Source organism: Streptomyces sp. ME02-8801-2C (assembly GCF_033793965.1).
Classification (GTDB): Bacteria; Actinomycetota; Actinomycetes; order Streptomycetales; family Streptomycetaceae; genus Streptomyces.
This window is the reverse complement of record NZ_JARAXP010000003.1, coordinates 380,809-407,098: the sequence shown is the minus strand read 5'-3', so window position 1 is coordinate 407,098 and position 26,290 is coordinate 380,809. Positions and strand designations below refer to the sequence as shown.

Genomic DNA, 26,290 nt, shown 5'->3' with positions numbered 1-26,290 from the left:
CGTTCACCCTATGAGCGCGGTGGCGCTCAGACCTACGGTCCGTGAGGGCAAAGTGACGCAGACCACGGTTTCGTACAGTCAGAGCGTGATCAGCATGGCGAGCGTCGCGATGCCCATGGACAGTCGGCAGGCGCGCGCCAGTTCGGGCCGGTCGCCCCACGCGGGCGAACCCGTCCGGACCCCGCTCCCGGTGGCCAGGGCCGGTACGGAGACGAGGCGGACGCCGGACAGCAGCACGTACCCGGTGAAGTAGAGGAGCAGCGCCGTCGTCAGCAGAGGCACCCCGGAGCCGCTCGACCCGTGGTGGTGGGCGGGGGCGGCGGCCATCGCGGACGCCATGTAGGCCATGGCGAACGCCCCCATCAGATGGTGCAGATGGTGCCGCCCGGTGCGGGCCGCCCACAGAGCGCGCAGCGCGGCCGTGCCGAACACGGCCGTGTACACCAGCCAGGTCCAGCGTGGCGGGGTGAGAACGGCTGCGGGCACGGCCATCGCGGCCATGCCGAAGCCCATCAGCGCCTCGCCGCCGGCGGCCCGGCGCTGTTCCCCGACGGTGCTGCGCATGCGCAGCAGGCAGTACGCGCCGGTCGCCGCGCACAGCGCGACCAGCAGCCACCCGGGCGAAGCCGGACCGTGCACACGAATCTCCCCCTCGATCCCGAGCCCACGAGACTCCGTTGAAGGGCTGCCCGCGCCGGGCGGTGCGCATACGAGCGCAAGGGTGTACGCGGGGGAGCGTATGCCGGAGCACTACAGGTCAGCACCTATGTTTTACAGGTAAAACACTTGCTAACATCTGACGGTGAGCTCTGACCTGAGCCTTGATCCCGCCGCCTCGCGGCCCGCACGGCGCCTCTCGCTGTCCGGTGTCCTGCGGGTCGGCCGGCTGTCCGACATCTGGTTCAAGCCGGCGCTGAGCGTCCTCGTCGCCGCCGCTCCCCCCTGTCTGACCCTGGCGGCGCTCGGCCACCTCCACCTGGCGATGTACACGATGGCCGGGGCCCTGTGCGCGCTCTACGCCCACAACCGCCCGTACGCCGCCCGGGCCCGCGTCCTGGCGGGCGTCGTCCTCGGCATGCTCGCCGGACTGGCCGTCGCCCTCCTCGCCGCCTCGCTCACCGGGAACGCCGTCGTCCTGGTCACCGTGGGCGCGCTGCTGGCCGCCGGGCAGAAGACCCTGTGCGACGCCACGCGGATCGGGCCGCCGGCGAACGTGGTGCTCACCTTCGTGTCGTCCGCCGCGCTGTTCGCCCCGCAGACGCTCGGCCAGGTGCCCGGTCATATGGCGCTGGCCGCCGGGGCCGGCGTGTGGGCCTGGCTCGTCGGGATGGCGCCCGGCCTTGTTCGCCCGTACGGGCCGGAGCGCCGGGCGACGGTCCACGCCCTGGACGCCGTCGCCGCTCACGCCGAGGCGTACGGCACCGGCGACGGCATCGGCGGCCACGGCTACATCCGCTCGCGGGTCACTGCCGATGCCGCCGTGGAGGCGGCCCGGCAGGCGCTGGCCTCGGCCGGTGGGCGCCCGGGCACCGCTCGCGCCCGCACCCGGCGCGCCCTCGGACGACTGCTCGGGCGGGCCGAGTTCGCGCTCAGCGCGCCCACCGCCAGCAGCGCCGGTGAACTGCGGGCTCACGCACGGGAGTTGCGGGCCAGTGGACACCCCCCGACCCGCGACGAACCCCTCGACGCGAACCCGTTCGACCCCGAACCCCCTGTCCCGCCCCGGCCGTTGCGGACCAGGCTCGGCCCGCTCGTGCCCCTCGCCGCCCGTACCGCCCTCGGCTGCGCCCTCGCCGGCTACGCCTCCCTCGCTCTCGGTGTCGGGCGCCCCTACTGGGCCCTCGTCACGGCGGCCTCCCTCTACCAGGCCAACGTCACGCTCACCTGGAACCGGGCGGTGCAGCGGACCGTCGGCAACCTCGCCGGCGTACTGCTCTTCGCCGCCGTCCTGCCGTTGGCGCACCTCGGCCCGGTCGCCCTCGTCCTGTGCTGCCTCACCCTCAACTTCGCCATCGAGGCGCTGATGAGCCGCAACTACTGGCTCGGCAGCGTGTGTGTGACCCCGGTGGCGCTGCTCGTCACCGAGTTCTCGGGGCTCCAGGAACCCGGCCGCCTGATGACCGAGCGGATCCTGGACACGCTCGTCGGCGCCCTGTTCGGCTTCGTCGCGGCCGTCGCCGTCACCAACCACCGCGCGGGCGACCGCGTCGAGCACGCGCTCACGGCGGTCGAACACGCCCGCACCCACGCCGAACGCGCTCTGACGGACGTACATCCCGTACCCGGATCCCTGGACGCCGCCCGCCGCGGCCTTGCCGCCGCCCTCGCCGACCTGCGCACCGCCGCCGACACGGCGGCCGGCGAGTGGCGGCAGCGCACCCGCCCCCAAGAGCGGGTCGTGCTCGCCGAACGGTCCGGACACCGTACGCTCGCGGCGACGGCACACGGCCCGGGGCTGCGCCCCTAAGGGCCTGTCGTCACCTTCCCGCCCGCCTCGCGACGCCCGCCCTCCCGGCGGACGACGGGAACGTGACGGTCATGCCCCGGCGGGCACCGGCAGACGCACGACGACAGCACGACGGAGGACGTACGGCCATGACGGCAGTGAACGGGGGTGCGGCGCCCGGGGGAGGGGCCGCGGCCGATGGGGTGGACACCAGGTCATCGACCCCCCGCGGCCGGGCGGACGACACCGTGGCCGGGGTGGTGCGGCAGTGGCATTCCGTTCATCCCGGCCTCGACACCGGCCCCATCGAGATCATCGGCCGTATCAACCGCTGCGCCGCCCTGTTCCAGCAGGCCGAGGACGCCCCGCTGCGCCGGGTGGGGCTCACCCGCCCCGAGTTCGAGCTGCTCTGCGCGCTGCGGCGCACCGGCCGTGAACTGACCCCGAGCGAGGTCGCCCGCGAGACGTTCTCCTCCGGGGCCGCCGTCACCAAGCGCCTCAAGCAGCTCACCGAGCGGGCCCTGGTCGAGCGGCGCGGCGACACCCGGGACAGACGGGTCGCCCATGTGCGTCTCACCGACGCCGGACGCGACCTGGTCGACGGTGTGCTGCCCGAGCAACTCACATACGAGACAGCGGTGTTGTCCGGCGTGGACAGCGCCGCCCAGGAGGAACTCGCGGTGCTCCTCGGCGAGTTGCTCGGCCGTCTGGAGGGCCGGCTGGGCGCGCCGCGCTTCTGACTGCCCGGCGTCAGATACCGGGCCGGTACCGCAGCGGATGGTCGGCCGGTACCTCCACCAGCACGATCCGCGTGCCGTCCGGATCGGCGATCCACATCTCGACGAGCCCCCACGGCTCCTTCACCGGCGCCCGCAGGATCTCGACGCCCCGGGACACCAGCTCGTCGTGCGTGGCCGTCACGTCGGCCACCTGGAGCCACAGCCGCACGGACGGCGACGGGGGCTCCTCGGCCCGTCCCGAGAGCTCCAGGAACCCTCCGCCGAGAAAGTAGACCGTGCCCCGCTCCGGTCCCGTCCCGAACTCGCGGTGGACGGCGAGCCCCAGGTGCTCGCCGTAGAAGATCCGGGAACGCTCCGGGTCCAGGGGATGGACAAGGACGCGGCTGCTCAGTACATGCACCATGCGACCGGAGCCTAGGGGGTCGTTCGCGATCGGCGTTAGGCTCTCCGGTGCCCGCGCCGCAGAAGAACCGGAGAACCGCCGCATGGAGACCGCTGCCCACGGACCGACCTTCCGTGACGCCACCGAGGCCGACATCGACGCGCTGGTCGCGCTGATCGAGTCGGCCTACCGGGGCGACGCCAGCCGGGCCGGCTGGACCACCGAGGCGGACATCCTCGACGGGCAGCGGACCGATCCTCAGGGCGTGCTCGACGTCATCAAGTCACCCGACAGCCGACTGCTGACCGTCGAGCAGGACGGCCGCGTGGTCGCCTGCTGCCAGCTCGAACACCGCGGCGACCACGCCTACTTCGGCATGTTCGCGGTCAGCCCCACCGTCCAGGGAGCGGGTCTCGGCAAGGTGGTCATCGCCGAGGCGGAACGCACGGCGCGCGAGACCTGGGGCGCGCGGGCGATGCACATGACCGTGATCTCCGTACGGAACGACCTGATCGCCTGGTACGAGCGGCGCGGCTACCGCCGTACGGGAGAGATGAGCCCCTTCCCGTACGGCGACGAGCGGTTCGGCATTCCGCTGCGCGACGATCTGCGGTTCGAGCTGCTGGTCAAGGAACTGGTGTGACAACTGCCGTGCCAACTGGTGTGAGCTGCGGCGGCCCCGCTACGCGGTGAAGCGGCCCGTGTGCTTGATCTGCGGGTGGTCGGTGGTCGCGCCGTCCAGTTGCAGGGCGCGTACGAGGCGCAGCTGGTCCTGGGTGTTCACCACCCAGCCGATGATCCGCAGGTCGGCCTTTCTCGCCCGTTCGACGATCTCCAGGGTGAGGCGGCGGATGTTGAGGCAGACGGTCGAGGCGCCGGCCCGGGTGGCGCTGACCACCACGTCGGGGCCGTAGAGGCTCGCGATGAGCGCGGTGCGTGCCCCTGGCACCAGGCGGGTGATCTCGCAGAGCGCGTCCGGGTGGAACGAGGACACCTCGACGCGCCCGGCCAGCTCCCGGCGCTCCATGACCTCGGCCAGCGCCCGCGCCGCCGCCGTGTCCTTGATCTCGGCCTGGAGCGGCGCGCCGACTGCGTCGAGGACCTCCTCGAAGACCGGGACGCGCTCGTCGCGGCCCGCGTCGAGGGCGCGCAGTTCGGCGAGGGTCATCTCGGCGACGGGTCCGGTGCCGTCCGTGGTGCGGTCCACGTCGGCGTCGTGCATGACGACAAGGGCGCCGTCCTTGCTGAGGCGCAGATCGAGTTCGATCATGTCGAGGCCCGCCCGGTCGGCGGCGACGAACGAACGCAGGGTGTTCTCGGGTTCCACGCCCATGATTCCTCGGTGCCCGATGGTCAGGAAGTTCAAGGTCAACTCGCTTCCGTCGACGGCGGCTCGGCTGCCGCAGCCTAACCGCCGGTCCCCGCGTCGGACCCATACGGACGCGCCAGAAGGGCTGGCCGGAAGTGGCGGTCCGGCAAGGGGTGTGAACCGGCCACGGCCGGGTAGTGGAAGTCACTGTCCCTGTGGTTTCCGGCAGGAAAAAATTCGGTGACCATGGAGGTGGGCAGGACGATTTCTCCTGTCCCGCCTTGTGGTCGGGAACCTCGTACCCATACGGTGGTCATACGAGAGGTTCTCCCGTGGAGGATGGGACATGACGGAAATTCTTGAGCAGGCGGTTTCGGACGAGCGGCTTTTCGCGCTCGGCAGGGTGGTGGAGCACCCGGCATGGCCTGTGCTCAAGGATGCCGTGGAGCAGATCCGGCCATGGCAGGCCAAGGACGGATCGATCGACTTCGACCGGGAGGACGCCCCGGACCCCGCGGACGTCGATCTCGCCGTGCGCCGGATCGTGGACGCCGTCGCGGAACTCTCCCCGCTGCTGCCGCACGACACCGGCTACCACCAGGCCCTCGCCAAGGACCTGCGCCGCTGGTCCGACAGCGGTTTCCGGGTGCCGGACTTCCTCGACTCGCTGCTGGCCTTCCAGCCCGCCGCGAACCGCGCGGACGGCCTCCAGCACCTGGTCGTCTTCCCGATGTACACGCAGAACGGCAACCCGGACCGCAACCTCGAGGCGGTCGTCCTGCGCATGGTGTGGCCCGACTGGCTGGCCGAGCTGGAGCGCACCCGCTACGACAACCCGCTGTTCTGCGGCATCACCTTCGAGGACTTCACAGCCGGGTACGACACCAACTCGGCCGTTCTCTTCCCGGAGACCATCGCCGTGCGCGAGGCACCGGAACGGTTCAGCTGGGGCGGTATCTTCTGCGACCGCGAGGCCGCCCGCTTCCGCCGGGTCACCGACGCCGCCGTCGACATCCTCGGCCTCGAACTGCCCGAGGACGTCGCCGCGATGGTCCACGACCAGAAGCGCTGCGAGGAGGCCTTCGTCCTGTGGGACATGGTCCACGACCGCACCCACAGCCACGGCGACCTGCCCTTCGACCCGTTCATGATCAAGCAGCGCCAGCCGTTCTGGATGTACGGCCTGGAGGAGCTGCGCTGCGACCTCACCGCCTTCAAGGAGGCCGTGAAGCTGGAGGCGGAGGGCATCGCACAAGCCCGTGACGTGCAGTTCGCGGTGCTGTTCGACCGGATGTTCCGCTTCCCCGTCACCGGCGAACGCGTCCGCAACTACGACGGGCTCGGCGGCCAGCTCCTCTTCGCGTACCTGCACCAGCACGACGTGATCCGCTGGACCGACAACAAGCTGCACATCGACTGGCAGCGCGCCCCGCAGGTCACCAACCAGCTCTGCGCCGAGATCGAGACCCTCTACCGCGAGGGCATCGACCGGCCCAAGCTCGTCCACTGGTTCAAGGCGTACGAGCTGGTCTCCACCCATCTCGCCCCGCACCCTGGCTCCCGCTGGGCCAAGGGCCCCGACGCCCTCGACCTGAGCCAGCCGCCGCGCAAACTCGTCGACGACGTGCTTCCGGACGAGTTTCCGCTGAGCATGTTCTATGAGGCCCTCTCCAAGAAGCTGAAGAACGTGATCGCCTCCACCAGGGGAATCACCGCGGAGAGCGCCGAGCGGGTCGCCGCATGAGCGACCGCGCCACCGAAAACACTGCTCAGGAGGCGATGGACATGGGGAATGGGGCTCTCAGCGGTGCGGTGATCGCGGTCGCCGGCGCCGGCGGACCGGCCGGCCGGGCGACGCTGCTCAGGCTCGCCGAGGCCGGCGCCACCGTCGTCGGCTCGGACAACGACCCCGAGCGGCTCGCGGAGGCCGTGGACGCGGCGAGCTACGCGCACGGCGGCGCCACCGTCGTCGGCGACACCGTGGACCTCCTCGACCTGAAGTCGACCCGGGAGTGGGCCACCCGCATCGAGAAGGACTTCGGGCGCGTCGACGGCCTGGTCCATCTCGTCGGCGGCTGGCGCGGCAGCGAGACGTTCACCAAGACCGTCCTCGACGACTGGGACCTGCTGGAACTCCTGCTCATCCGCACCGTGCAGCACACCTCCCTCGCCTTCCACGAGGCCCTCCAGCGCAGCGACCGCGGCCGGTACGTCCTGACCAGCGCCGCCGGCGCGAGCAACCCCACCGCGGGCAACGCCGCGTACGCCGCCGCCAAGGCCGCCGCCGAGGCGTGGACGCTGGCCATGGCCGACTTCTTCCGCAAGGCCGGGGCGTCGGAGGGCGCCGAGGGGCCGACGTCGGCTGCTGCGATCCTGGTCGTGAAGGCGTTGGTGCACGAGGCGATGCGCGCCGAGCGACCCAACGCGAAGTTCGCGGGCTTCACCGACGTCAAGGAGCTGGCCGAGGCCATCGCAGGCGTCTGGGAGCGGCCCGCCGCCGAAGTGAACGGGAAACGTCTGTGGCTGACCGAGAAGCCGTGAACCCTCCGAAGGCCTCCTTTACGCAGGCTCACCGTCATCACGACCCGGAGAGCCGAGGCTTCGCCAGCGACAACTACGCGGGGGCCCACCCCGAGGTGCTCGCCGCCCTGTCCCTGGCCAACGGCGGGCACCAGGTCGCGTACGGCGAGGACGACTACACGGAGAACCTCCAGCGGATCATCCGCAGCCACTTCGGTGCCACGGCGGAGGCGTTCCCCGTCTTCAACGGCACCGGGGCCAACGTCGTGGCGCTCCAGGCGGTCACCGACCGCTGGGGCGCCGTGATCTGCGCCGAGAGCGCGCACATCAACGTCGACGAGGGCGGCGCCCCCGAACGCATGGGCGGACTCAAGCTCCTCACGGTGGCCACACCGGACGGCAAGCTGACCCCCGACCTGATCGACCGACAGGCGTACGGCTGGGACGACGAGCACCGTGCGATGCCGCAGGTCGTCTCCATCACCCAGAGCACGGAACTGGGCACCCTCTACACCCCGGACGAGATCCGCGCGATCTGCGACCACGCCCACGCCCACGGCATGAAGGTCCACCTGGACGGCTCCCGTATAGCCAACGCGGCGGCCTCGCTCGACGTCCCTATGCGGACGTTCACCAACGCGGTCGGCGTCGACGTCCTCTCCCTCGGCGGGACGAAGAACGGCGCGCTGTTCGGTGAGGCGGTCGTGGTGATCAACCAGGACGCCGTGAGCCATATGAAGCACCTGCGCAAGCTGTCCATGCAGCTCGCCTCAAAGATGCGCTTCGTCTCGGTGCAACTGGAGGCGCTGCTCGCCAAGGACCTGTGGCTGCGCAACGCCCGCCACTCCAACGCGATGGCGCAGCGGCTGGCGGAGGGCGTACGGGCCGTCCACGGGGTGGAGATCCTCTACCCCGTCCAGGCGAACGCGGTGTTCGCCCGCCTGCCGCACGACGTGAGCGAACGCCTGCAGAAGCGCTTCCGCTTCTACTTCTGGGACGAGCCAGCGGGCGACGTCCGCTGGATGTGCGCGTTCGACACCACCGAGGACGACGTGGACGCCTTCCTGGCGGCGCTGAAGGAGGAAATGGCTCGCTGACGCGCCTCTCCCTCTGTGCATAGATATGCGGTTACCTGAAAAGTAATTGACTGATCGGTGATCGCTTTCCTATGCTCCGGTCTCATGGAGCTGATCCAGAACACCTCTGACCTGTCCGCATATCTGGCCGCTGACGGGGTCGTCGACCATCATCACCCGCTGGTGCGCGAGACTGCCGCGCGGCTGGCCAAGGGTGTGGCCGACTCGTATGCCTATGCGCGGGCGGCGTACGAATTCGTGCGCGACACCATCCCGCACTCCGCGGACAGCGGTGACCTGAGGGTCACCTGGCGGGCCTCGACCGTCCTGGAGCAGCGCACCGGCATCTGCTACGCCAAGGCGCACGCCCTGGCCGCGCTCCTGCGCGCCGAGGACATCCCCACGGCGCTGTGCTACCAACGGCTCGCGCACGACGACGGGAGCGGTCACGCCGTGCACGGTCTGGTCGCCGTGCGGTTCAACGGTGCCTGGCATCGGCAGGACCCGAGGGGCAACAAGGCCGGCGTGGACGCGCAGTTCTCCCTCGACGGTGAGCGGCTGGCGTGGATCCCGGACCCGAAGTCCAATGAGGTGGACTATTCAGTACTGTATGCTGAACCTCATCCGGTTGTGCTGGGCGTGCTGAAGGCCGCGCCCGACAGGCCGTATCTCTGGAAGACGCTCCCCACCGCACTCTGAGGCAGGCGATGACTCTCACCCTGACCGTGTCCGACGAGGTGCGCGCGCTCGCGCCCGGCTTCACCCATGTCGCGATCGAGGCGCACGGACTTGTCAACGGGCCCAGCACCGACCCGAGTTCGGCGCTCCTCGACGACGCGGCCCGCCGGCTCGCCGTACGTCTGGACGGCCGGGCCCCGCACGAGGACCCGCACATGGTCGCCTGGAGGGACACGTACACGGCGTTCGGCTCCAAGCCGTCGCGCACCCGCAACTCGGCCGAGGCGCTAGCCAAGCGCGCGCTGACGGATGCCGGCCTGCCCCGGATCAACGTCCTGGTCGACCTCTACAACGCGATCAGCGTGGCGCACCTGGTCCCGGTCGGCGGCGAGGACCTCGACCACATCCGCGGCGGGATGCGGCTCGTGCGCGCCACCGGCACCGAGGACTTCGTGACTGTGGCTGGCGGCGAGGAGGTCGTCGAGCACCCCGACGCCGGTGAGGTGGTGTGGTGCGACGAGGCGGGCGTGACCTGCCGCCGCTGGAACTGGCGCCAGGGCCCGCGCACGAGGCTTACGGAGGAGACCGCGTCCGCGATTTTCTTGTTGGAGTGCTTGCCCCCGATGACGGGAGCCGAGGCGGAGGCGGCCGGAGCTGAACTTGCGGAGCTCCTGGAGAAGTTCAGCCCCGGAGCACGGATCACTGTCCGGGGTGTTCAGTAGTCTTTCGCCGCGAGCCCGGTGGGGGCTGGTCGCGCGGTTCCCCGCGCCCCTGAGGGGCGCTCAGCGGGCCTCGGTTTCCCGGACCTCCTCCGGGGTGGGCGCCGTGCCCCCCAGGTGCGCCGGCATCCACCATGTGTCGTCCGGCCCCGAGGGGTGAACGGGGTACGCCCGCTGGGCCGCCTCGAGCAACTCGTTCACACGCTCACGCAGTTGCCGCGTGATGGCCCCCGCGTACTTGTCGCGCGAAGCCTCGATCGCCTCGCCCACCCGGATCGTGATCGGGATGTGGCTGCGCTTGAAGTTGCGCGGGTGGCCCTTGGTCCACAGCCGCTGCGTACCCCACACGGCCATCGGGATCAGGGGGACGCCCGCCTCCTGGGCCATGCGCGCGGCGCCGGACTTGAAGCTCTTCAGCGTGAACGACTGCGAGATCGTGGCCTCGGGGAAGACCCCGACGATCTCGCCGGAGCGGAGCGAGTCCAGCGCGTGCGCGTACGCCTGCTCACCGTTCTTGCGGTCCACGGGGATGTGCTTCATGTTGCGCATCAGGGGACCGGAGACCTTGTGCCGGAACACCGACTCCTTCGCCATGAAGCGCACCAGCCGCTTCTGCGGGAGCGCCGCGAGACCGTCGAAGATGAAGTCCAGGTAGCCGATGTGGTTGCTCACCAGCACCGCCCCACCCGAGCGCGGGATGTTCTCCGTCCCCTTCAAGTCGATCTTCAGGTCCCAGGCCTTGAACAATGTCCGGGCGAGACCGATGGCGGGACGGTAGACAAGCTCAGCCATGGACGGGGATGACCCTTCTCTCTGCTCTGCCTGGGAAGGCGGTTCCCGGCGGGGAAGTTACGCAGCCGTAGGTTTTACAGCGATGCGCAGATCGTGCCCCAAGAACGGACAAGTGGCCAGCCCTCGTGCCTGCCAGGCGCGAGATAATCGTCACGTCACCCCCGGATCGACCTCCCGCTTTTAAGCAGCCTTTACTCCGTACGTACCGTCACCCGTCGTACGACCAGGTACATCTCACACCCGAGGCAGTATCCGAAGGCCGCGTTCAGGAAAGCGGCGGCAAGCGCCGCCCCGGTCGCCGCGAGCCCCAGCCACTCCACGCCCAGTACGTAACCGGCGAGCCCCGCGACCGCGAAGCCGAGTCCGACCGCCTGTGCGAACCGCGGCGGCTCGGGTGCCTCGAACTCCGTCGGCGGCCCGAGCCGGGGGCGAACAACCTTGCGGAACAGCCAGCCGTACGGGGAGCGTCCGACCCCGCCCGCCGCGCCCAGCGCGAACGCCAGCGTCTGCCAGGCCAGCAGCCAGGCACTCCCGGTGATCAGTACGACCGCGAGAACGACGGTCGTCACGGCCGCCCCGAAGCGTGGCCCCCTCACATCAATGTCCATGAAGCGATCATTCCGCAGCGGAAACCTTTCTGAGCAGTCGGGAATCTTTGCAGTCTGATGAACGCTGGAGTCGGGGATGACCGGAATCGTGATCTGCGCGGCGGTGCTCGTGGCGGCGAGCGCGTTCGGAGTGCTGCATCGGCGGCGGAGCGGGAGAGTACGCGTGCGCGTGCGCGACGACGGAAAGCGGCTCGGCGCCGCCGAGTTGGGCCGGGCCCTCGGCGAGCGGGCGACGCTCGTCCAGTTCTCCAGCGCGTTCTGCGCGCCCTGCCGGGCCACCCGCCGCGTCCTCGGGGAGGTGGCCGGTGTCGTCCCCGGCGTCACCCACGTCGAGATCGACGCCGAGGAGCACCTGGACCTCGTACGCAGGCTCGACATCCTCAAGACGCCCACCGTCCTGGTGCTCGACGCCGACGGGCGGATCGTGCGGCGGGCGACCGGGCAGCCGCGCAAGGAAGAGGTCGTCGCGGCGCTGGGGGAGGCCGTTTGAGGGCGCCCGGGTTTCCGGTACTTCCGCTGATGATGCGTTCGGTGACGCATCTCCCAGATGTCGGAAGCCACTTGACTGCGCACGCCAACTATCGTCAGCCTGACCTTATGCCTCCGGAACTCCTTCTCCACGCGCGCGTCCACGTGGACCTCGTGCGCACCGCGAGCGCGCGCTGTCCGGGCCGTTGAGCAGCCACCGCCCAGCTCACCGCCTCCCGCAGAAGGACAAGTCCATGACGGCCACGCCCGCCCTCGGTTCCCCCCTGTCCATCGTTCCCGCCTCTCCCGACCTGCTGCGTTCGGTCTTCCGGCAGCACGCCGCCGGTGTCGCCGTGATCACCGCCCGGGGGAGCGCCGGTCCCGTCGGCTTCACCGCGACCTCCCTCGCCTCGGTCTCCGCGGAACCCCCGATCGTCTCCTTCGGCATCAGCACCGGCGCCTCCAGTTGGCCCGCTGTCGCCGGGGCCGACCATGTCGGCGTGCACATACTCGGCGAGCACCAGCACGAGCTCGCCGCGACCTTCGCCCGCAGCGGCGCCGACCGGTTCGGCGCGCCCACGGCCTGGCGCGAGGGTCCCCACGGGGTGCCCGTTCTCGACGGCGTCCTGGCCTGGCTGGTGTGCCGGCCTCTGGCGCGCGTACCGGCCGGGGATCACCGGGTCGTGCTGGCCGAGGTCGTGGCGGGCGATCCCGCAGGCTCCGGACGTCCGCTGCTCTATCACCAGGGCCGGTTCAACGGGCTTCGGGACTGACCGTCAGTGACCGACCGCCCCATGGTTGCGGTGTGATTTTGGCGACGGAGCAGGCGCGCCCGGTTCCGGTTACGCTGCGTCGCGAAGGTCACACGTCAAAGCGCTTGCTCAGTGGACGCAGAGTGGGTGTACTGGCGAGTAATATTTAGTTCGGAGCGTGGGTCGCCCCCATCGGGATCTGCCGCTTTGAGGCGCCTATGCTGCCTGCAGGAAGGCAGCCCGGAACAGACGATGCAGTAGGAGAGCCGGCGTGAGCTTGAGGATCGTTGTCACTGTGAAGTACGTGCCCGACGCCACTGGCGACCGGCACTTCGCCGATGACCTGACCGTCGACCGTGACGACGTGGACGGTCTGCTCTCGGAGCTCGACGAGTACGCCGTCGAGCAGGCGCTGCAGATCGCCGACGAGGCCGACGACGCGGAGATCACGGTCCTGACCGTCGGCCCCGAGGATGCCAAGGACGCGCTCCGCAAGGCCCTTTCGATGGGCGCCGACAAGGCGATCCACGTCGAGGACGACGACCTGCACGGCACCGACGCCATCGGCACCTCCCTCGTGCTGGCCAAGGCCATCGAGAAGGCAGGCTTCGACCTGGTCATCTCCGGCATGGCCTCCACCGACGGCACCATGGGTGTCGTACCGGCGCTGCTCGCCGAGCGTCTGGGTGTTCCGCAGGTCACCCTGCTCTCCGAGGTCTCCGTCGAGGACGGTGTCGTCAAGGGCCGCCGTGACGGCGACTCCGCCTCCGAGCAGCTGGAGGCCTCCCTCCCGGCCGTCGTGTCGGTCACCGACCAGTCGGGTGAGGCGCGTTACCCGTCCTTCAAGGGCATCATGGCCGCCAAGAAGAAGCCGGTGGAGGCCTGGGACCTGTCCGACCTCGACCTGGAGGCCGAGGAAGTCGGTCTGGAGGGCGCCTACTCGGTGGTCGACTCCGCGACCCAGCGCCCGGCGCGCACGGCCGGCACGATCGTCAAGGACGAGGGCGAGGGCGGCAAGCAGCTCGCCGAGTTCCTCGCGGGCCAGAAGTTCATCTAGGCCCCGTCCGGAGCTCATCCCCGTGAGCCCCGACTCGCCGACCGCCCCTCATCTTCCGCAAGCAGGAGAGTAGAAGTCCCATGGCTGAAGTTCTCGTCTACGTCGATCACGTGGACGGTGCCGTCCGCAAGCCCACCCTGGAGCTGCTGACGCTCGCCCGCCGCATCGGTTCGCCGGTCGCGGTGGCGCTGGGTACCGGTGCCGCCGACACCGCCGCCGTCCTCGCCGAGCACGGCGCCGTCAAGGTCCTCACCCACGAGGCCGCCGAGTACGCCGACTACCTCGTCGTCCCGAAGGTCGACGCCCTCCAGGCCGCCTACGAGGCCGTGTCCCCGGCCGCCGTGCTCGTCCCCTCCTCCGCCGAGGGCAAGGAGATCGCCGCCCGCCTCGCGCTGCGCATCGGCTCCGGCATCATCACCGACGCCGTCGACCTCGAGGCCGGTGACGAGGGCCCGGTCGCCACGCAGTCCGCGTTCGCCGCGTCCTTCACCACCAAGTCCCGTGTCGCCAAGGGCACCCCGGTCATCACGGTCAAGCCGAACTCGGCCGCCGTCGAGGCCGCCCCGGCCGCCGGTGCCGTCGAGGCACTGGAGGTCACCTTCTCCGCGCAGGCCACGGGCACCAAGGTCACCGGGCGCACCCCGCGCGAGTCGACCGGCCGTCCGGAGCTGACCGAGGCCGCGATCGTCGTCTCCGGCGGCCGTGGCGTCAACGGCGCCGAGAACTTCCCCCTCATCGAGGCGCTCGCCGACTCCCTCGGCGCGGCCGTCGGCGCCTCCCGCGCCGCGGTGGACGCCGGCTGGTACCCGCACACCAACCAGGTCGGCCAGACCGGCAAGTCCGTCTCGCCCCAGCTGTACATCGCCAACGGCATCTCCGGCGCCATCCAGCACCGCGCCGGCATGCAGACCTCGAAGACCATCGTCGCCGTCAACAAGGACGCCGAGGCCCCGATCTTCGACCTCGTCGACTACGGCGTGGTCGGCGACCTCTTCGACGTCGTCCCGCAGCTCACCGAGGAGATCAACGCCCGCAAGGGCTGAGCAGCCTCCTGAGCCGTCGAGGCCCCCGCGACCGTACGACCGGTCACGGGGGCCTCAGCTCATCCCAGGGTCAGCGAGGCCTGCACCGGCAGATGGTCGCTCGCGTACATCCCGTCGACGGAGAAGGTGTTGACCGCCGCCCGGTGCGTGGTCACCCCGGGTGAGGTCAGGATCCAGTCGATGCGCCGGCCGCCCAGTACGGGTGGGCGGTAGGCGTTGAGCGTCCCGTACGCCGGGCTGCGCGAGGCCGCCGTGTCCCAGGTGTCCACGAGCCCGTTCCCCAGCATCAGGTCGTACACCTGGTTGTCGTGGGCGGCCGAGTTGAAGTCGCCGGTCACGATGACCGGCTTCGAAGCGTCCCACCCGGCGATCGTCTTGCCGATCAGCTTCGCGGAACGCTCCCGGGCGTACTGGCTGACGTTGTCCAGATGGGTGTTGAGGACGTAGAACTCCCGCCTCCCGTCGGCGAGATCGGCGAACCTCACCCAGGTCACCATCCGCAGCCAGTCCGCGTGCCAGGTGTTGGAGGCGATGGTGTACGGGGTGTCGGACAGCCAGAAGTGATCGAACTCGAGCGGTTCCAGTCTCCGGGTGTCGTAGAAGACCGCCATGAACTCGTCCTTGCTGCCACCGCCCCGGCCGGTGCCGATCCAGTCGTAGTGCTCGCCCAGGTCCTTCTCGATCGCGCGCACCTGCTGGTAGAGCCCTTCCTGGGTCCCGATGACGTGGGGGCGCTCGCGACGCAACAGCTCCCGCATCACCGGGCGACGCACGGACCAGCGCGGCGTCTTGTCGATCACGGTCGCGAAACGCACGTTGAACGTCATGACGTTCAACGGGTCCGCGTGCTCGCCGGCGACCGCCGGTATCGACGAACCCGCCGTGGTCAGCAGCGGCATGGCGATGGCGGCGGCCGCAACGGACTTGAGTCCGTGACGACGCGTCACTCCGATCTCTCTCGGCACGCGATCCCCTCCCCTTCGGAGTCAGAATGATCCTTGCCCACTGAATACGGAAGAGGGCGCCCGGATCAGCAGTGACCAGGGAAGAGGATCGGGAATCACACCGCGAGACGGTGTTGACCCGGGCGAAGATCGACGGCTAGCTTCGTTATGCGGATCAATGATTCCGCACTGCGGAATATGGAGGGATCTCGATGGTGCAGGGCCGGCAGGAAAACGTGACGACGAGCCTCGCGGGCACCGTCAGCGAGGGGATCAGCGCCTCCCTCGCCCCGGTCGACGCGGAGCTGGCGCGCCGCTACCCCGGAGACCCCGGCACCCGCCAGCCCGTCCACACGGTGTACGTCCCCGGGGACGTCTTCGCGGCCGACACCGTCCGCTCCTGGGGCGACCAGGCCCTCGCCGCCCTCGACGAACACGCCCCGGACGCCGCCTCCTTCGCCGCGGTCCTCGGCCTCTCCGACGACCTCGCCGAACCCGTCCACGACCGCGTCCGCGCCAAACTGGAGCGCGAACCGATCGAGGACCTGCGCGTCGACTTCGAGGACGGCTACGGCCCCCGCCCGGACGCCGAGGAGGACGAGACGGCGGCCCGCGCGGCACGTCTGATCGCCGAGGCGTACGCGAAGGGCACGGCCGCCCCCTACATGGGCATCCGGATGAAGTGCATGGAGGCGCCGGTGCGCGACCGGGGCATCCGCACCCTCGACATTTTCCTCACCGGTCTGATGGAGGCCGGCGGACTCCCCGACGGGCTGGTCCTCACCCTGCCCAAGGTGACGTACGCCGAGCAGGTCACCGCGATGGTCAGGCTCGTGGAGGAGTTCGAGCAGGCGCGCGGGCTCGCGCCCGGCCGACTCGGCTTCGAGATCCAGATCGAGACCAGCCAGGCCATCCTCGCCACCGACGGCACGGCCACGGTCGCCCGGATGATCCAGGCCGCCGAGGGCCGCGCCACCGGCCTGCACTACGGCACCTTCGACTACAGCGCCTGCCTGGGCGTCTCCGCCGCCCACCAGGCCAGCGACCACCCGGCCGCCGACCACGCCAAGGCGATCATGCAGGTCGCGGCGGCGGGAACGGGCGTACGCGTCTCGGACGGCTCCACCAACGTCCTGCCCGTCGGCCCGACCGAGCACGTCCACGCGGCCTGGCTTCTGCACTACGGCCTCACCCGCCGCGCCCTCGCCCGCGCCTACTACCAGGGCTGGGACATGCACCCCCGGCACATCCCGACCCGGTACGCGGCCGTCTTCGCCTTCTACCGCGAGGGCTACGAACAGGCCGCGGCCCGTCTGTCCCGCTACGCCAACCGCACCGGCGGCGACGTCATGGACGAGCCCGCCACCGCCAAGGCCCTCAGCGGCTATCTGCTGCGCGGCCTGGACTGCGGCGCCCTCGACACGGCGGAGGTGACCCGGGCGACGAACGGCCTCACCCGATCCGACCTGGAGGGCTTCGCCCGGCCTGGACACGCTCCGACGACACGCTAGAACGCCACGATCCGGGACGTCTGGACGCCGTGGCCCCCCCGGCAGTTGCATGTGAGCCGGGGGAGACCGGCCCCCTCCGATTGCCCCGCACGGCGGATACCCACGGCTCGGCGGCCTGTGCTGAAGGGCACCTGACACCGACGTAATCTGTACGAACGCATGAGTGGGTCACACGAACGGGGCAGTGGTGTCTTCGCCGGAGCACGGACAGACGGCCGGACAGCCGGAGGAGCGGGCGGCGGACGGGACGACCGGGGCCGGCCGTCTGCTGGCCGGCCGCTACCGGGTCGTCGACCGGCTCGGGCGCGGCGGCATGGGAGTCGTCTGGCGTGCGGTCGACGAGGTCCTCGGCCGTGAGGTCGCGGTCAAGGAACTGCGCACCTTCACGGACGCCGCCGCACCCGAACTGGCCGCCCTGCGGCTGCGGATGCAGCGCGAGGCCCGCGCCGCGGCCCGGATCCGCCACCGCGGAGTGGTCGCCGTCCATGATGTCGCGGAGATCGACGGGCGCCCCCTGATCGTCATGGAACTGGTCGACGGCCGCTCCCTGGACGACGTGCTGAGCGAACGCGGCACCCTGGACCCGCGCGAGGTCGCCGGGATCGGCGCCCAGGTCATGGACGCGCTGGCCGCCGCGCACCGGGTCGGCGTGCTGCACCGGGACGTGAAGCCGGGCAACATCCTGCTGGAGACCTCCGGCCGGGTCGTTCTCACCGACTTCGGCATCGCCACGATGGAGGACCCCGGCGACGGCTCGGCCACGAACCTCACCCGCAGCGGCGAACTGGTGGGCTCCCTGGACTATTTGGCCCCCGAGCGGGCCCAGGGCAACGCTCCCGGCCCCGCCTCGGACATCTGGGCCCTGGGCGCCACGCTGTACGCGGCGGTCGAGGGCACCTCACCCTTCCGCCGGACGTCGACCTGGTCCACCCTCACCGCGATCGTGGCGGAACCCCTCCCGGAGCCCCGCAAGGCCGGCGCCTTGGGCCCGGTCCTACGGCAACTGATGGCCAAGGGACCGGAAGACCGCCCGGCCGCGGAAACGGCGCGGAGCCTGCTCGAGGCAGTGGCGTCGGCCACGAGCACCCCTCCGGGCGACGCCACGAGCACCCCTCCGGGCGGCGCTCCGAGCACGCCTCCGAGCGGTGTTCCGGGCACGCCCACGAGCGGTGCTCCGGCGTTGCCCCCGAGCGGCGCCACTGACACGCCCACGACGGGGCTGCGGTTGTCCGGGAGGGCCGGCGTCAACGTGCCCGAGGCAGCGGAGAGTGAGGCGACTGAGCCCGAAACGACCCCGCCCCCGGTGAACGCGCCGCCCCCGCCGAGGCCCGGGCGCGCCGGGGGGCCGCCCGCTTCTGGAGCCGCCGGTCTGGCGCCGCTCGCCTCCGAAGCCGCCGATCAGGCGTCGCCCTCCGCCCGAGCCGCGCAGCCGACGCCGCCCGCTTCCGGGGCCGTGCAGCCTGCGTTGTCTGCTACCGGGGGCGCCGAGCAGACGTCGTCCCCCTCCGGAGCCGCACAGTCGACACGACCCGCTATCGATGCCGCGCAGCCTGTGCCGCCAGCTTCGGGGGTCGCCGGGCAGGCGTTGCGCGTTTCCGGAGTTGCCGAGCAGACGTCGTCTGCCTCCGGAGCCACGCATTCGGCGCCGCCCGCCTCTGGAGTTCCGCAGCCTGCATCGCCTCCCTCCGGAGCCCCGCAGCCCGCGTCGCCCCCCTCTGAAACCGCGCCGCAGGCGCCCCTCGGCTTCGGCCCGCCCGAGCCGGTGACATCCGGGACGCCGGGCTTCGGCCCCGCCGGCCCACTGCCCGCCCCCGGCGCGGAACCCGGCCATCTCGCGGGGCCGACCGCGTTCTACGTCTCGGTGCCCGCCTCCGCCCAACCCCGGCACAAGAGACACGCGTTGCTCGCCGCCGCAGCCGTCACCGTGGTTCTCGCCGCCGCCGGAGTCACCCTGGTGCTGCTCGGCGACGAGGTCGAGAGCCAGGCGAACCGCCGACCCTCGGCGTCGGACGGCAGCAGCGCCGCCGAGCCCTCCGAGGGCAATGGCAAGGCCGGTGAGGACCCCTCCGCCGAGCCCACGCGTGCCGGTAAGGGCACCGCGAAGACCGAGTCCCCGCCGACGAACCGCGACTCCGGCGCCGCTCCGACCCCGGCACAGACCTCGGGAAGCGGCACGACGGGCGGTGGCACCTCCGGCGGCACCTCCGGCGGTGCCGGTACCGCACCGACCGCCGGAACGGGCGCGACCGGCACAACCGGCGGGAGCGGTACGGGGGCGGACGCGACCCCCGCCCCCGTCGCCACCCCGACCCCCAGCCCCGCCTCCGCGTGCGAGTCGAAAGGTGACGGCAAGTACAACTGCTCGGTCTGGCGCACCGCGAAGTCCTACACCGCGTCCGGTGCCGAGGCCGGTGTCCTCAACGCCGGTATCAACTACTTCTACTGTCAGCAGAACCTGGGCCGACGCGAGACCTACGGCCAGTGGACGAACGTCTGGTGGGCGAAGACCGACGACGACAGCGGCAACGCCGGTGTCTATGTCAGCGACGTCTATCTCAAGGGCGGCGACAACGACAGCCCGGTGCCCGGACTCCCGCTGTGCTGAGCCCGTACATACGGCTCCAGGCCGGACGGGACCACCAGCCCCTCCTCCGCGAACAGCAGGGTGCCCCGGTCGCACCGCTCCCCGTCGAAACGGGACCGGGCGCAGAACTCCTCCGGTGTGTCGCCGAACAGGTCTCTCAACCCCGTTGATTCGTCGAGGAGTTCGGTGAGCAGTCGGCGTTCTCCCGGGTGCCGGCGCGGACTTCCGCCCCGTCGTGCAGCACCCCCCGCCGATTGACGTACGCGTACACGCCCGAAAGCCGCTCGCCGGACTCCAACTCGACGTCCACCTCGGGGGAGGGGAGCCAGGCACGGTCGTACGGGCCCGTCGGCACCGGCACGCCCTCGCTGGCGTCGACGACGGCCAACTGGTCCGCGTCGAGCCAGGTGACGAACAACTCCCGTATGTTGCCCGGGGCGTTGAAGGGCGAGGCGGACACATATCCCAGTCGGCTCACATGGGCCGAGACGCCGACCTCGAGCCCGGTGACCGGGGACCGGGTCATCGGGAGCGGCTCGCGGATGTCGAACTCCGCCATCTTGTGCCGCAGTTGACCCGGGCACGCGTTGGAGCCGACGGCGAGGACGGGCACCCGGTCGGGAAAAACGCTGGAGAGGCCTGGCGGCGGGCCGACGGGGAGAGGGAGGAACCGGTCGCCGTCCAGGATCCCGGACTCGCTCGGCCATGCGCCCGGGTAGGTGAGCGGGTGCTCGCGCGGGGCCCCGGCGAGGCCGAGGGACTCGAGTGTGGGCATCCGCCGGTCAGTCCGCCGGGGGCAGTTCTCCCGACCCCCGGGTGATCAGACGGGTCGGGAGTTCGATGCGCTCCGGCGTGAGCAGAGTGCCGTCCAGCTGGCGGAAGAGGCGTTCGGCGGCCGTACGGCCGAGCTGGGCCGAGTCCTGGGCGACGACGGTGACGCCCGGCCGGAGCAGGTCGGCGAGTTCGAAGTCGTCGAAGCCCACGAGGGCGACGGCACGGCGGTGCTCGGCGAGGACCCGGACGACCGTCACCGTAACCCGGTTGTTGCCCGCGAAGATCGCCGTGACCGGGGACGGCCCGGCGAGCATCTCCTCGGCCGCGTGCCGCACCCGCTCCGGGTCGGTGACGCCGAGCGACATCCACTCGTCCTCGACCGGTATGCCGGCGTCCTCCATCGCCGCGCGGTAGCCGCGAAGCCGCTCGGCGGCGGTGTGGATGCGGGGCATGTCGCCGATGAAACCGATCCGGCGGTGTCCGTGCGCGATCAGATGGGCCACACCGTCGCGTGCGCCGCCGAAACTGTCCGACAGGACGACATCGGCGTCGATCCGCCCGGCCGGCCGGTCCACGAACACGGTGGCGACGCCCGCCTTCAACTCGGGCTCCAGATAGCGGTGGTCGTCACCGGCCGGAATGATCACCAGCCCGTCCACGCGTCGTGCGCACAGCGCCAGCACCAGCTCCTGCTCGCGGTCCGGGTCCTCGGCGCTCGACCCGTTGATCAGCAGCGCACCGTGCGCCCGGGCGATCTCCTCGACCGCCCGGCTCAGGGGGCCGTAGAACGGGTCGGCGAGGTCCTCCAGAACGAGGCCGATGGACGCCGTACTGCCCTTGCGCAGCACCCGCGCGCTGTCGTTGCGGCGGAAACCCAGCGCGTCGATGGCCTCCTGGACGCGCCGCTCGGTCTCCGGGGTGACCCCGGGTTCGCTGTTGACGACACGCGAGACCGTCTTCAGACCGACCCCGGCACGCGCGGCCACGTCCTTCATGGTCGGACGATTGCCGTAGCGGTTCTCCGGGCGGCGGGCGGTGTCGGCCACGATGCGCAGTCCTGTCCTGTCGTCGACGGGATGACGGCGGTCCACGGCGATCCGCCTGAGCCTCCGGAGCGATACGCCTGAGCCTCCGGACGGATCCGCCGGGGCTCCGGACCGACCCACTCCGAGGCCCAGGACCGATCCACTGCGAGGCTCCGGACCGTGTGGTGCGTCCGGGGGATGCGTCGTCCCTTGTTGTGTATGAGGATGTGGCATCGAGCATAGAGCCTGGACAACGTTGTCAGATGCGGGGGACACTGTCCATCACCAACTCCGGCCTGCGCCCCCACCATCAGACCGGTCTGCCCCCGCATTTCGCCAGGTTGACAGGGAGATCCGACACTGATGCACACCGACCTCGTGGCCGCGCTCGACATCGGCGGAACCAAGATCGCCGGAGCGCTGGTGGACGGCCACGGCCGGATCCTGCAGCGCGCACAGCGCCCTACGCCCGCTCGTGAGGACGGGGAAACCGTCATGCGGGCCGTGGAGGAGGTCCTCGCAGAGCTGACCGGGTCGTCGCTGTGGCGACGGGCGACAGCCGTCGGCATCGGCAGCGCGGGGCCGGTGGACGCCTCCGCGGGTACGGTGAGCCCGGTGAACGTGCCCGGCTGGCGCGCCTATCCGCTCGTCGAGCGGGTCCGCGCCGTGACCGGTGGCCTGCCCGTCGAACTGATCGGGGACGGCGTGGCCATCACCGCGGCCGAACACTGGCAGGGCGCCGCCCGCGGTCACGACAACGCGCTGTGCATGGTCGTCTCGACCGGTGTCGGCGGAGGTCTGGTCCTCAACGGGCGACTGCACCCGGGCCCCACCGGCAACGCGGGCCACATCGGGCACATCAGCGTCGAACTCGACGGCGACCCCTGTGCCTGCGGCTCCCGCGGCTGCGTGGAGCGCATCGCCAGCGGCCCCAACATCGCGCGCCGGGCACTGGCGAACGGCTGGCAGCCGGGCCCCGGTGGCGACACCTCGGCGGCCGCCGTCGCGGAGGCGGCGCGGTCCGGCGACCCGGTCGCTGTCGCCTCCTTCGAGCGCGCGGCCCAGGCGCTGGCGGCGGGCATCGCCGCCACCGCGACCCTCGTGGAGATCGACGTCGCCGTGATCGGCGGCGGCGTGGGCAAGGCCGGCGACATCCTGTTCACGCCCCTGCGCGCGGCCTTGAAGACCTACGCGACCCTGTCGTTCGTCCACCGCCTGGAGGTCGTACCGGCGCAGATGGGCACGGACGCGGGCCTGGTCGGCGCGGCAGCGGCGGCGCTGACCCGCAGGGCGGACGACCCGGCTCAGGCGAGCGTGTGAGGCCCTGCGGGGACCGGGTGGTCACCGCGCCGGGGCGAAATCCGGTGAAGTGACGTGCACGGCAGGACCTCTTGGAAGGGGTCGGGTGGGGGACCCGGCCTCGCCAGGAGGCTCCGGCCTGCCGTGCCTGGGTGCGTCAGGACGGAGCGGGCAGGGCGCCGAGCTGGCGCAGTTGCGTGAGGACGTCGACGACTCCCCGGATCTCGGTGATCCGCCCCTCGGCGAACCGGCAGATGAAGATCTCGCCGTAGGTGACGGTCCTGCCGGTGGGCGCCAGACCCTGGTACTCACCTCGGTGGGTACCGGTCACGGTGTTCCTGGAGACGACCTTGTCGCCCTCCGCGATCGTCTCCTCGACGGTGACGCGGATGTCGGGGAACGCGCGCAGCAGCACCTCCCACACCCGTTTCATGGCCTCGGCGCCCGTGGCGCCCATCGGTACCGGCGCGTGGAAGAGCACGTCCGGTGCGACGAGCTCGTCGATGGCCTTCGAGACGATGTCCAGGTCGCCGCTGTTCACGGCGGAGTGGAGGCGGTCGAGGGTCGCTGCGTTGTCCGTAGTGCCGGCTGTCGACGACATCGAGATCTCTCCTGTGGTCGGTGGACGGTGTCTTCGAAAAGGAGGACGGCACAGGAGCCGGGAATGTGACACGGTGCGCGAACACCGTGACCCCCGGCCCCGTTCGGCAGTTGAACCGGGCATGAAGAAGCGCAGCATGCTCGCCATCGCCTCCCTCGCCACCGGGTTCGTCGTCGCGGCGATCACCCCCTCCCACGGTCTCGGGGCCGACGCCCTGGGCGATCTGAGCGTGGACGACACGCTCAGCACCCTCGACCACACCGTCGCCAGCGACAGCCTGGCCGTGGACGAGAACGCGCTGGGAGGCGGAAGCACGAACGGCTGACGAGCCGAAAGTGGTCCGAGTGGCGCCGGTGTCCCGTGTGGCGGGGCACCGGCGCCACTGTGTCGGCGGCCTCAACTGGATCTGGTTTCCGTGGCAGGGTGGAGCGGGCAAGCCTCAGGGGTCCAACAGAAGAGGGGGAAACGTGATCGTCTGGGTCAACGGCGCGTTCGGTGCGGGTAAGACCACCACCGCACGCGAACTGATCGAACTGATCCCGAACAGCACGCTCTTCGACCCCGAGGTCATCGGCGGGGCACTCGCACAACTGCTGCCGCCCAAGCGCCTCGCGGAGGTCGGTGACTTCCAGGATCTGCCGATCTGGCGGCGGCTCGTGGTGGACACCGCCGCCGCCCTGCTCGCGGAGCTCGGCGGCACCCTCGTGGTGCCCATGACACTCCTCCGCCAGGAGTACCGCGACGAGATCTTCGGCGGTCTCGCCGCCCGCCGGATCACGGTCCGGCATGTGCTCCTCGCCCCGGCGGAAACGATCCTGCGCGAGCGAATAGCCACCCGGGAGGTCCCACCGGACCTCCCGGACGCGGAAATACGCGTACGGCAGTGGTCGTACGACCAGATCGAGCCCTACCGGACGGCGCTCGCCTCCTGGCTCACCGCCGACGCGCACCCGGTCGACACCAGCGCCCTCACCCCGTACGAGACGGCGGTACGGATCGCCGAAGCCGTCAGCAGCGGGACCGCGCCCGTGTGCGACATCGTGCAGACCCCGGAACCCACCGGCGAGACCGTGGCCTCCGGGGTTCTGCTCTTCGACGAACAGGACCGGGTCCTGCTCGTCGACCCCACCTACAAGGCGGGCTGGGAGTTCCCCGGCGGAGTCGTCGAGCGGGGCGAGGCACCCGCGCGCGCGGGCATGCGGGAGGTCGCCGAGGAGACGGGCATCCACCTCACCGACGTACCCCGGCTCCTCGTCATCGACTGGGAGTCGCCCGCGCCGCCCGGCCACGGCGGGCTGCGCCTCCTCTTCGACGGGGGGCGGCTCGACAGCGCCGTCGCCGGGCAGCTTCTGCTGCCCGGCCCCGAACTGCGCGACTGGCGCTTCGTCACCGAGGAGGAGGCCGCCGGCCTGTTGCCGCCCGTCCGCTACGAGCGCCTGCGCGGGGCGCTGCGGGCGCGCGAGCGGGGCGCCGCGCTCTATCTGGAGGCGGGGGTGGCGGTGGGACAGGCCGAGGTGGAGTAGGGCAGGCCTCCCGGCGGACTCAGGACGCGGCGTAGTTCCGGAGGAACAGGGCCTCTGTCACCGACAGGCTCTCCAGTTCCTCCGGGGACACGCTCTCGTTCACCGCGTGGATCTGGGCCTCCGGCTCACTCAGGCCGATCAGCAGGATCTCGGCTTGCGGGTAGAGCGACGCGAGCGTGTTGCACAGGGGGATCGAGCCGCCCTGGCCCGCGTACTGCATCTCCTGGCCCGGATACGCGACCGCCATGGCCTCTGCCATCGCCTCGTACGCCGGGCTCGCGGTGTCGGCGCGGAACGGCTGGCCCTGGCCGATCTGCTCCATGCTCACCCGCGCACCCCACGGCGTGTGCGCCGTCAGATGCGCCTCCAGGAGCTTGGTCGCCGCCGCCGCGTCCACGCCCGGCGGCACCCGCAGGCTGACCAGGGCGCGGGCGCTCGCCTGAACGGACGGGGTCGCGCCGACCACCGGCGGGCAGTCGATGCCGAGGACGGTGACCGCAGGGCGCGCCCAGATCCGGTCGGCGACCGGGCCGGAACCGATCAGCTCCACCCCGTCGAGCACCTTGGCGTCCGTACGGAACTGCTCCTCGTCGTACTGGAGGCCGTCCCACACCGCGTCGTCCGTGAGCCCGTCGACCGTCGTCGAACCGTCCTCGGCGCGCAGTGAGTCGAGTACGCGGATCAGCGCGCCCAGGGCGTCCGGCGCGGCCCCGCCGAACTGGCCCGAGTGGAGGTTGCCCTCCAGGGTGTCGACCTTGACCCGCAGCATGGTCATCCCGCGCAGCGTCGAGGTGACCGTCGGCAGACCGACACGGAAGTTGCCCGCGTCGCCGATCACGATCGCGTCGGCGGCGAGCAGTTCGGGGTGTTCCTCGGCGTACCGCTCCAGACCGCCCGTGCCCATTTCCTCCGAACCCTCGGCGATCACCTTCACGTTGACCGGAACCCCGCCGTTCGCCCTGAGGGCGCGCAGCGCGAGCAGGTGCATGATGAGCCCGCCCTTGCAGTCGGCGGCGCCACGCCCGTACCAGCGGCCGTCGCGCTCGGTCAGCTCGAACGGCGGGCTGACCCAGCCGGCCTCGTCGAGCGGCGGCTGTACGTCGTAGTGGGCGTAGAGGAGGACGGTCTTCGCGCCCTCGGGGCCGGGCAGGAAGCCGTACACCGACTGGGTGCCGTCCGGGGTGTCGAGCAGGGCCACGTCCTGGAAGCCGTCGGCGCGCAGCGCATCCGCGACCCAGTTCGCGGCGGCCTCGCTCTCGCTCTTCGGGAACTGCTCGAAGTCCGCCACCGACTTGAACGCCACCAGTTCGGTGAGTTCCGCCCGTGCCCTCGGCATCAGGGAGGCGACGGTCTCGGCGACCGGATTCGAGGACATGGGCACGCTCCTTGTGGGTGCGACGTTGTACGAGAGAAGTCCTGTGATCCTCCCACAGCGGACT

Annotated in this window: 26 protein-coding genes and 1 pseudogene; 17 read left to right on the top strand and 10 right to left on the bottom strand. The window is 71.0% G+C overall.

Annotation, left to right across the window (positions count from 1 at the left end; translation table 11 throughout):
• Nucleotides 1-78: 78 nt before the first annotated feature.
• Nucleotides 79-639, bottom strand: a complete 561-nt coding sequence (locus tag PV396_RS10925; protein ID WP_319203043.1) for a DUF5134 domain-containing protein — start codon at nucleotides 637-639, stop codon at nucleotides 79-81.
• Between the two features lie 163 nt (nucleotides 640-802).
• Between PV396_RS10925 and PV396_RS10920 the strand changes: the two genes are divergently transcribed.
• Nucleotides 803-2,467, top strand: a complete 1,665-nt coding sequence (locus tag PV396_RS10920; RefSeq protein WP_319203041.1) for an FUSC family protein — start codon at nucleotides 803-805, stop codon at nucleotides 2,465-2,467.
• 128 nt (nucleotides 2,468-2,595) lie between these two features.
• Nucleotides 2,596-3,186, top strand: a complete 591-nt coding sequence (locus PV396_RS10915) for a MarR family transcriptional regulator (protein WP_319203039.1) — start codon at nucleotides 2,596-2,598, stop codon at nucleotides 3,184-3,186.
• Nucleotides 3,187-3,196: 10 nt separating this feature from the next.
• Here the strand turns inward: PV396_RS10915 and PV396_RS10910 are convergent, their stop codons facing one another.
• Nucleotides 3,197-3,589: a VOC family protein gene (locus PV396_RS10910; RefSeq protein WP_319203037.1), complete on the bottom strand. Its 393-nt coding sequence runs from the start codon at nucleotides 3,587-3,589 to the stop codon at nucleotides 3,197-3,199.
• 82 nt (nucleotides 3,590-3,671) lie between these two features.
• Here PV396_RS10910 and PV396_RS10905 point away from each other — a divergent pair, with 82 nt between their 5' ends.
• Nucleotides 3,672-4,211 carry a GNAT family N-acetyltransferase gene (locus PV396_RS10905; RefSeq protein WP_319203035.1) on the top strand — a complete coding sequence of 180 codons (540 nt, stop codon included), beginning with the start codon at nucleotides 3,672-3,674 and terminating at the stop codon, nucleotides 4,209-4,211.
• A gap of 39 nt (nucleotides 4,212-4,250) precedes the next feature.
• Here PV396_RS10905 and PV396_RS10900 read toward each other — a convergent pair whose 3' ends face one another.
• Nucleotides 4,251-4,934 (bottom strand): glycerophosphodiester phosphodiesterase, encoded by a 684-nt coding sequence (locus tag PV396_RS10900; RefSeq protein WP_319204064.1) that lies wholly within the window; start codon nucleotides 4,932-4,934, stop codon nucleotides 4,251-4,253.
• Between the two features lie 289 nt (nucleotides 4,935-5,223).
• Between PV396_RS10900 and PV396_RS10895 the strand changes: the two genes are divergently transcribed.
• From PV396_RS10895 to PV396_RS10875, 5 genes are all read left to right on the top strand, one after another.
• A complete protein-coding gene (locus PV396_RS10895; protein ID WP_319203033.1) occupies nucleotides 5,224-6,621 on the top strand; it encodes a DUF6421 family protein in 1,398 nt (465 codons plus the stop codon).
• Nucleotides 6,618-7,418, top strand: coding sequence for an SDR family NAD(P)-dependent oxidoreductase (locus PV396_RS10890; protein WP_416071375.1), 801 nt, complete (start codon nucleotides 6,618-6,620; stop codon nucleotides 7,416-7,418). The genes PV396_RS10895 and PV396_RS10890 overlap by 4 nt, the downstream gene beginning before the upstream one ends.
• Complete coding sequence (locus tag PV396_RS10885; protein WP_319203028.1) at nucleotides 7,415-8,494, top strand: low specificity L-threonine aldolase; 1,080 nt, start codon at nucleotides 7,415-7,417, stop codon at nucleotides 8,492-8,494. The genes PV396_RS10890 and PV396_RS10885 overlap by 4 nt, the downstream gene beginning before the upstream one ends.
• Before the next feature lie 84 nt (nucleotides 8,495-8,578).
• Nucleotides 8,579-9,172: a transglutaminase domain-containing protein gene (locus PV396_RS10880; RefSeq protein WP_319203026.1), complete on the top strand. Its 594-nt coding sequence runs from the start codon at nucleotides 8,579-8,581 to the stop codon at nucleotides 9,170-9,172.
• Nucleotides 9,173-9,180: 8 nt separating this feature from the next.
• Complete coding sequence (locus PV396_RS10875; RefSeq protein WP_319203024.1) at nucleotides 9,181-9,873, top strand: B3/4 domain-containing protein; 693 nt, start codon at nucleotides 9,181-9,183, stop codon at nucleotides 9,871-9,873.
• Nucleotides 9,874-9,933: 60 nt separating this feature from the next.
• Here the strand turns inward: PV396_RS10875 and PV396_RS10870 are convergent, their stop codons facing one another.
• Both PV396_RS10870 and PV396_RS10865 read right to left on the bottom strand, forming a co-directional pair.
• Nucleotides 9,934-10,662 (bottom strand): lysophospholipid acyltransferase family protein, encoded by a 729-nt coding sequence (locus PV396_RS10870; protein WP_319203022.1) that lies wholly within the window; start codon nucleotides 10,660-10,662, stop codon nucleotides 9,934-9,936.
• Nucleotides 10,663-10,853: 191 nt separating this feature from the next.
• Nucleotides 10,854-11,270, bottom strand: coding sequence for a DUF4395 domain-containing protein (locus PV396_RS10865; RefSeq protein WP_319203020.1), 417 nt, complete (start codon nucleotides 11,268-11,270; stop codon nucleotides 10,854-10,856).
• Between the two features lie 76 nt (nucleotides 11,271-11,346).
• Here PV396_RS10865 and PV396_RS10860 point away from each other — a divergent pair, with 76 nt between their 5' ends.
• The 4 genes from PV396_RS10860 to PV396_RS10845 all read left to right on the top strand — a co-directional run bounded on the left by PV396_RS10860 (nucleotide 11,347) and on the right by PV396_RS10845 (nucleotide 14,590).
• Nucleotides 11,347-11,760, top strand: a complete 414-nt coding sequence (locus PV396_RS10860) for a thioredoxin family protein (protein WP_319203018.1) — start codon at nucleotides 11,347-11,349, stop codon at nucleotides 11,758-11,760.
• Nucleotides 11,761-11,992: 232 nt separating this feature from the next.
• On the top strand, nucleotides 11,993-12,511 hold the full coding sequence (locus tag PV396_RS10855) for a flavin reductase family protein (protein ID WP_319203016.1): 519 nt from the start codon (nucleotides 11,993-11,995) through the stop codon (nucleotides 12,509-12,511).
• Between the two features lie 250 nt (nucleotides 12,512-12,761).
• Nucleotides 12,762-13,547 carry an electron transfer flavoprotein subunit beta/FixA family protein gene (locus PV396_RS10850; RefSeq protein WP_319203014.1) on the top strand — a complete coding sequence of 262 codons (786 nt, stop codon included), beginning with the start codon at nucleotides 12,762-12,764 and terminating at the stop codon, nucleotides 13,545-13,547.
• An 80-nt stretch (nucleotides 13,548-13,627) separates the two neighbouring features.
• Nucleotides 13,628-14,590: an electron transfer flavoprotein subunit alpha/FixB family protein gene (locus PV396_RS10845; RefSeq protein ID WP_319203011.1), complete on the top strand. Its 963-nt coding sequence runs from the start codon at nucleotides 13,628-13,630 to the stop codon at nucleotides 14,588-14,590.
• A gap of 59 nt (nucleotides 14,591-14,649) precedes the next feature.
• On the opposite strand, the gene PV396_RS10840 is transcribed toward PV396_RS10845, so the two are convergent.
• A complete protein-coding gene (locus PV396_RS10840; RefSeq protein ID WP_319203009.1) occupies nucleotides 14,650-15,555 on the bottom strand; it encodes an endonuclease/exonuclease/phosphatase family protein in 906 nt (301 codons plus the stop codon).
• A gap of 191 nt (nucleotides 15,556-15,746) precedes the next feature.
• Here PV396_RS10840 and PV396_RS10835 point away from each other — a divergent pair, with 191 nt between their 5' ends.
• On the top strand, nucleotides 15,747-17,045 hold the full coding sequence (locus tag PV396_RS10835; RefSeq protein ID WP_319203007.1) for a DUF6986 family protein: 1,299 nt from the start codon (nucleotides 15,747-15,749) through the stop codon (nucleotides 17,043-17,045).
• A 187-nt stretch (nucleotides 17,046-17,232) separates the two neighbouring features.
• On the top strand, nucleotides 17,233-19,650 hold the full coding sequence (locus PV396_RS10830) for a protein kinase domain-containing protein (RefSeq protein WP_416071392.1): 2,418 nt from the start codon (nucleotides 17,233-17,235) through the stop codon (nucleotides 19,648-19,650).
• Here PV396_RS10830 and PV396_RS10825 read toward each other — a convergent pair.
• Nucleotides 19,596-20,404 (bottom strand): annotated as a pseudogene (locus PV396_RS10825) (hypothetical protein). The gene PV396_RS10830 and the pseudogene PV396_RS10825 overlap by 55 nt on opposite strands.
• Before the next feature lie 7 nt (nucleotides 20,405-20,411).
• Nucleotides 20,412-21,449 carry a LacI family DNA-binding transcriptional regulator gene (locus PV396_RS10820; protein ID WP_319204060.1) on the bottom strand — a complete coding sequence of 346 codons (1,038 nt, stop codon included), beginning with the start codon at nucleotides 21,447-21,449 and terminating at the stop codon, nucleotides 20,412-20,414.
• A gap of 342 nt (nucleotides 21,450-21,791) precedes the next feature.
• Here PV396_RS10820 and PV396_RS10815 point away from each other — a divergent pair, with 342 nt between their 5' ends.
• Nucleotides 21,792-22,748 carry an ROK family protein gene (locus PV396_RS10815; protein ID WP_319203005.1) on the top strand — a complete coding sequence of 319 codons (957 nt, stop codon included), beginning with the start codon at nucleotides 21,792-21,794 and terminating at the stop codon, nucleotides 22,746-22,748.
• 136 nt (nucleotides 22,749-22,884) lie between these two features.
• On the opposite strand, the gene PV396_RS10810 is transcribed toward PV396_RS10815, so the two are convergent.
• Nucleotides 22,885-23,328, bottom strand: coding sequence for an ester cyclase (locus PV396_RS10810; protein ID WP_319203003.1), 444 nt, complete (start codon nucleotides 23,326-23,328; stop codon nucleotides 22,885-22,887).
• Nucleotides 23,329-23,449: 121 nt separating this feature from the next.
• On the opposite strand from PV396_RS10810, the gene PV396_RS10805 reads away from it, so the two are divergent.
• The gene (locus PV396_RS10805; RefSeq protein ID WP_319203001.1) at nucleotides 23,450-23,653 is read left to right on the top strand and encodes a hypothetical protein; all 204 of its coding nucleotides are present in this window, start codon (nucleotides 23,450-23,452) and stop codon (nucleotides 23,651-23,653) included.
• A gap of 142 nt (nucleotides 23,654-23,795) precedes the next feature.
• A complete protein-coding gene (locus tag PV396_RS10800) occupies nucleotides 23,796-24,851 on the top strand; it encodes an NUDIX hydrolase (protein WP_319202999.1) in 1,056 nt (351 codons plus the stop codon).
• Between the two features lie 19 nt (nucleotides 24,852-24,870).
• Here the strand turns inward: PV396_RS10800 and PV396_RS10795 are convergent, their stop codons facing one another.
• On the bottom strand, nucleotides 24,871-26,226 hold the full coding sequence (locus tag PV396_RS10795; protein ID WP_319202997.1) for a dipeptidase: 1,356 nt from the start codon (nucleotides 26,224-26,226) through the stop codon (nucleotides 24,871-24,873).
• Nucleotides 26,227-26,290 lie beyond the last annotated feature (64 nt).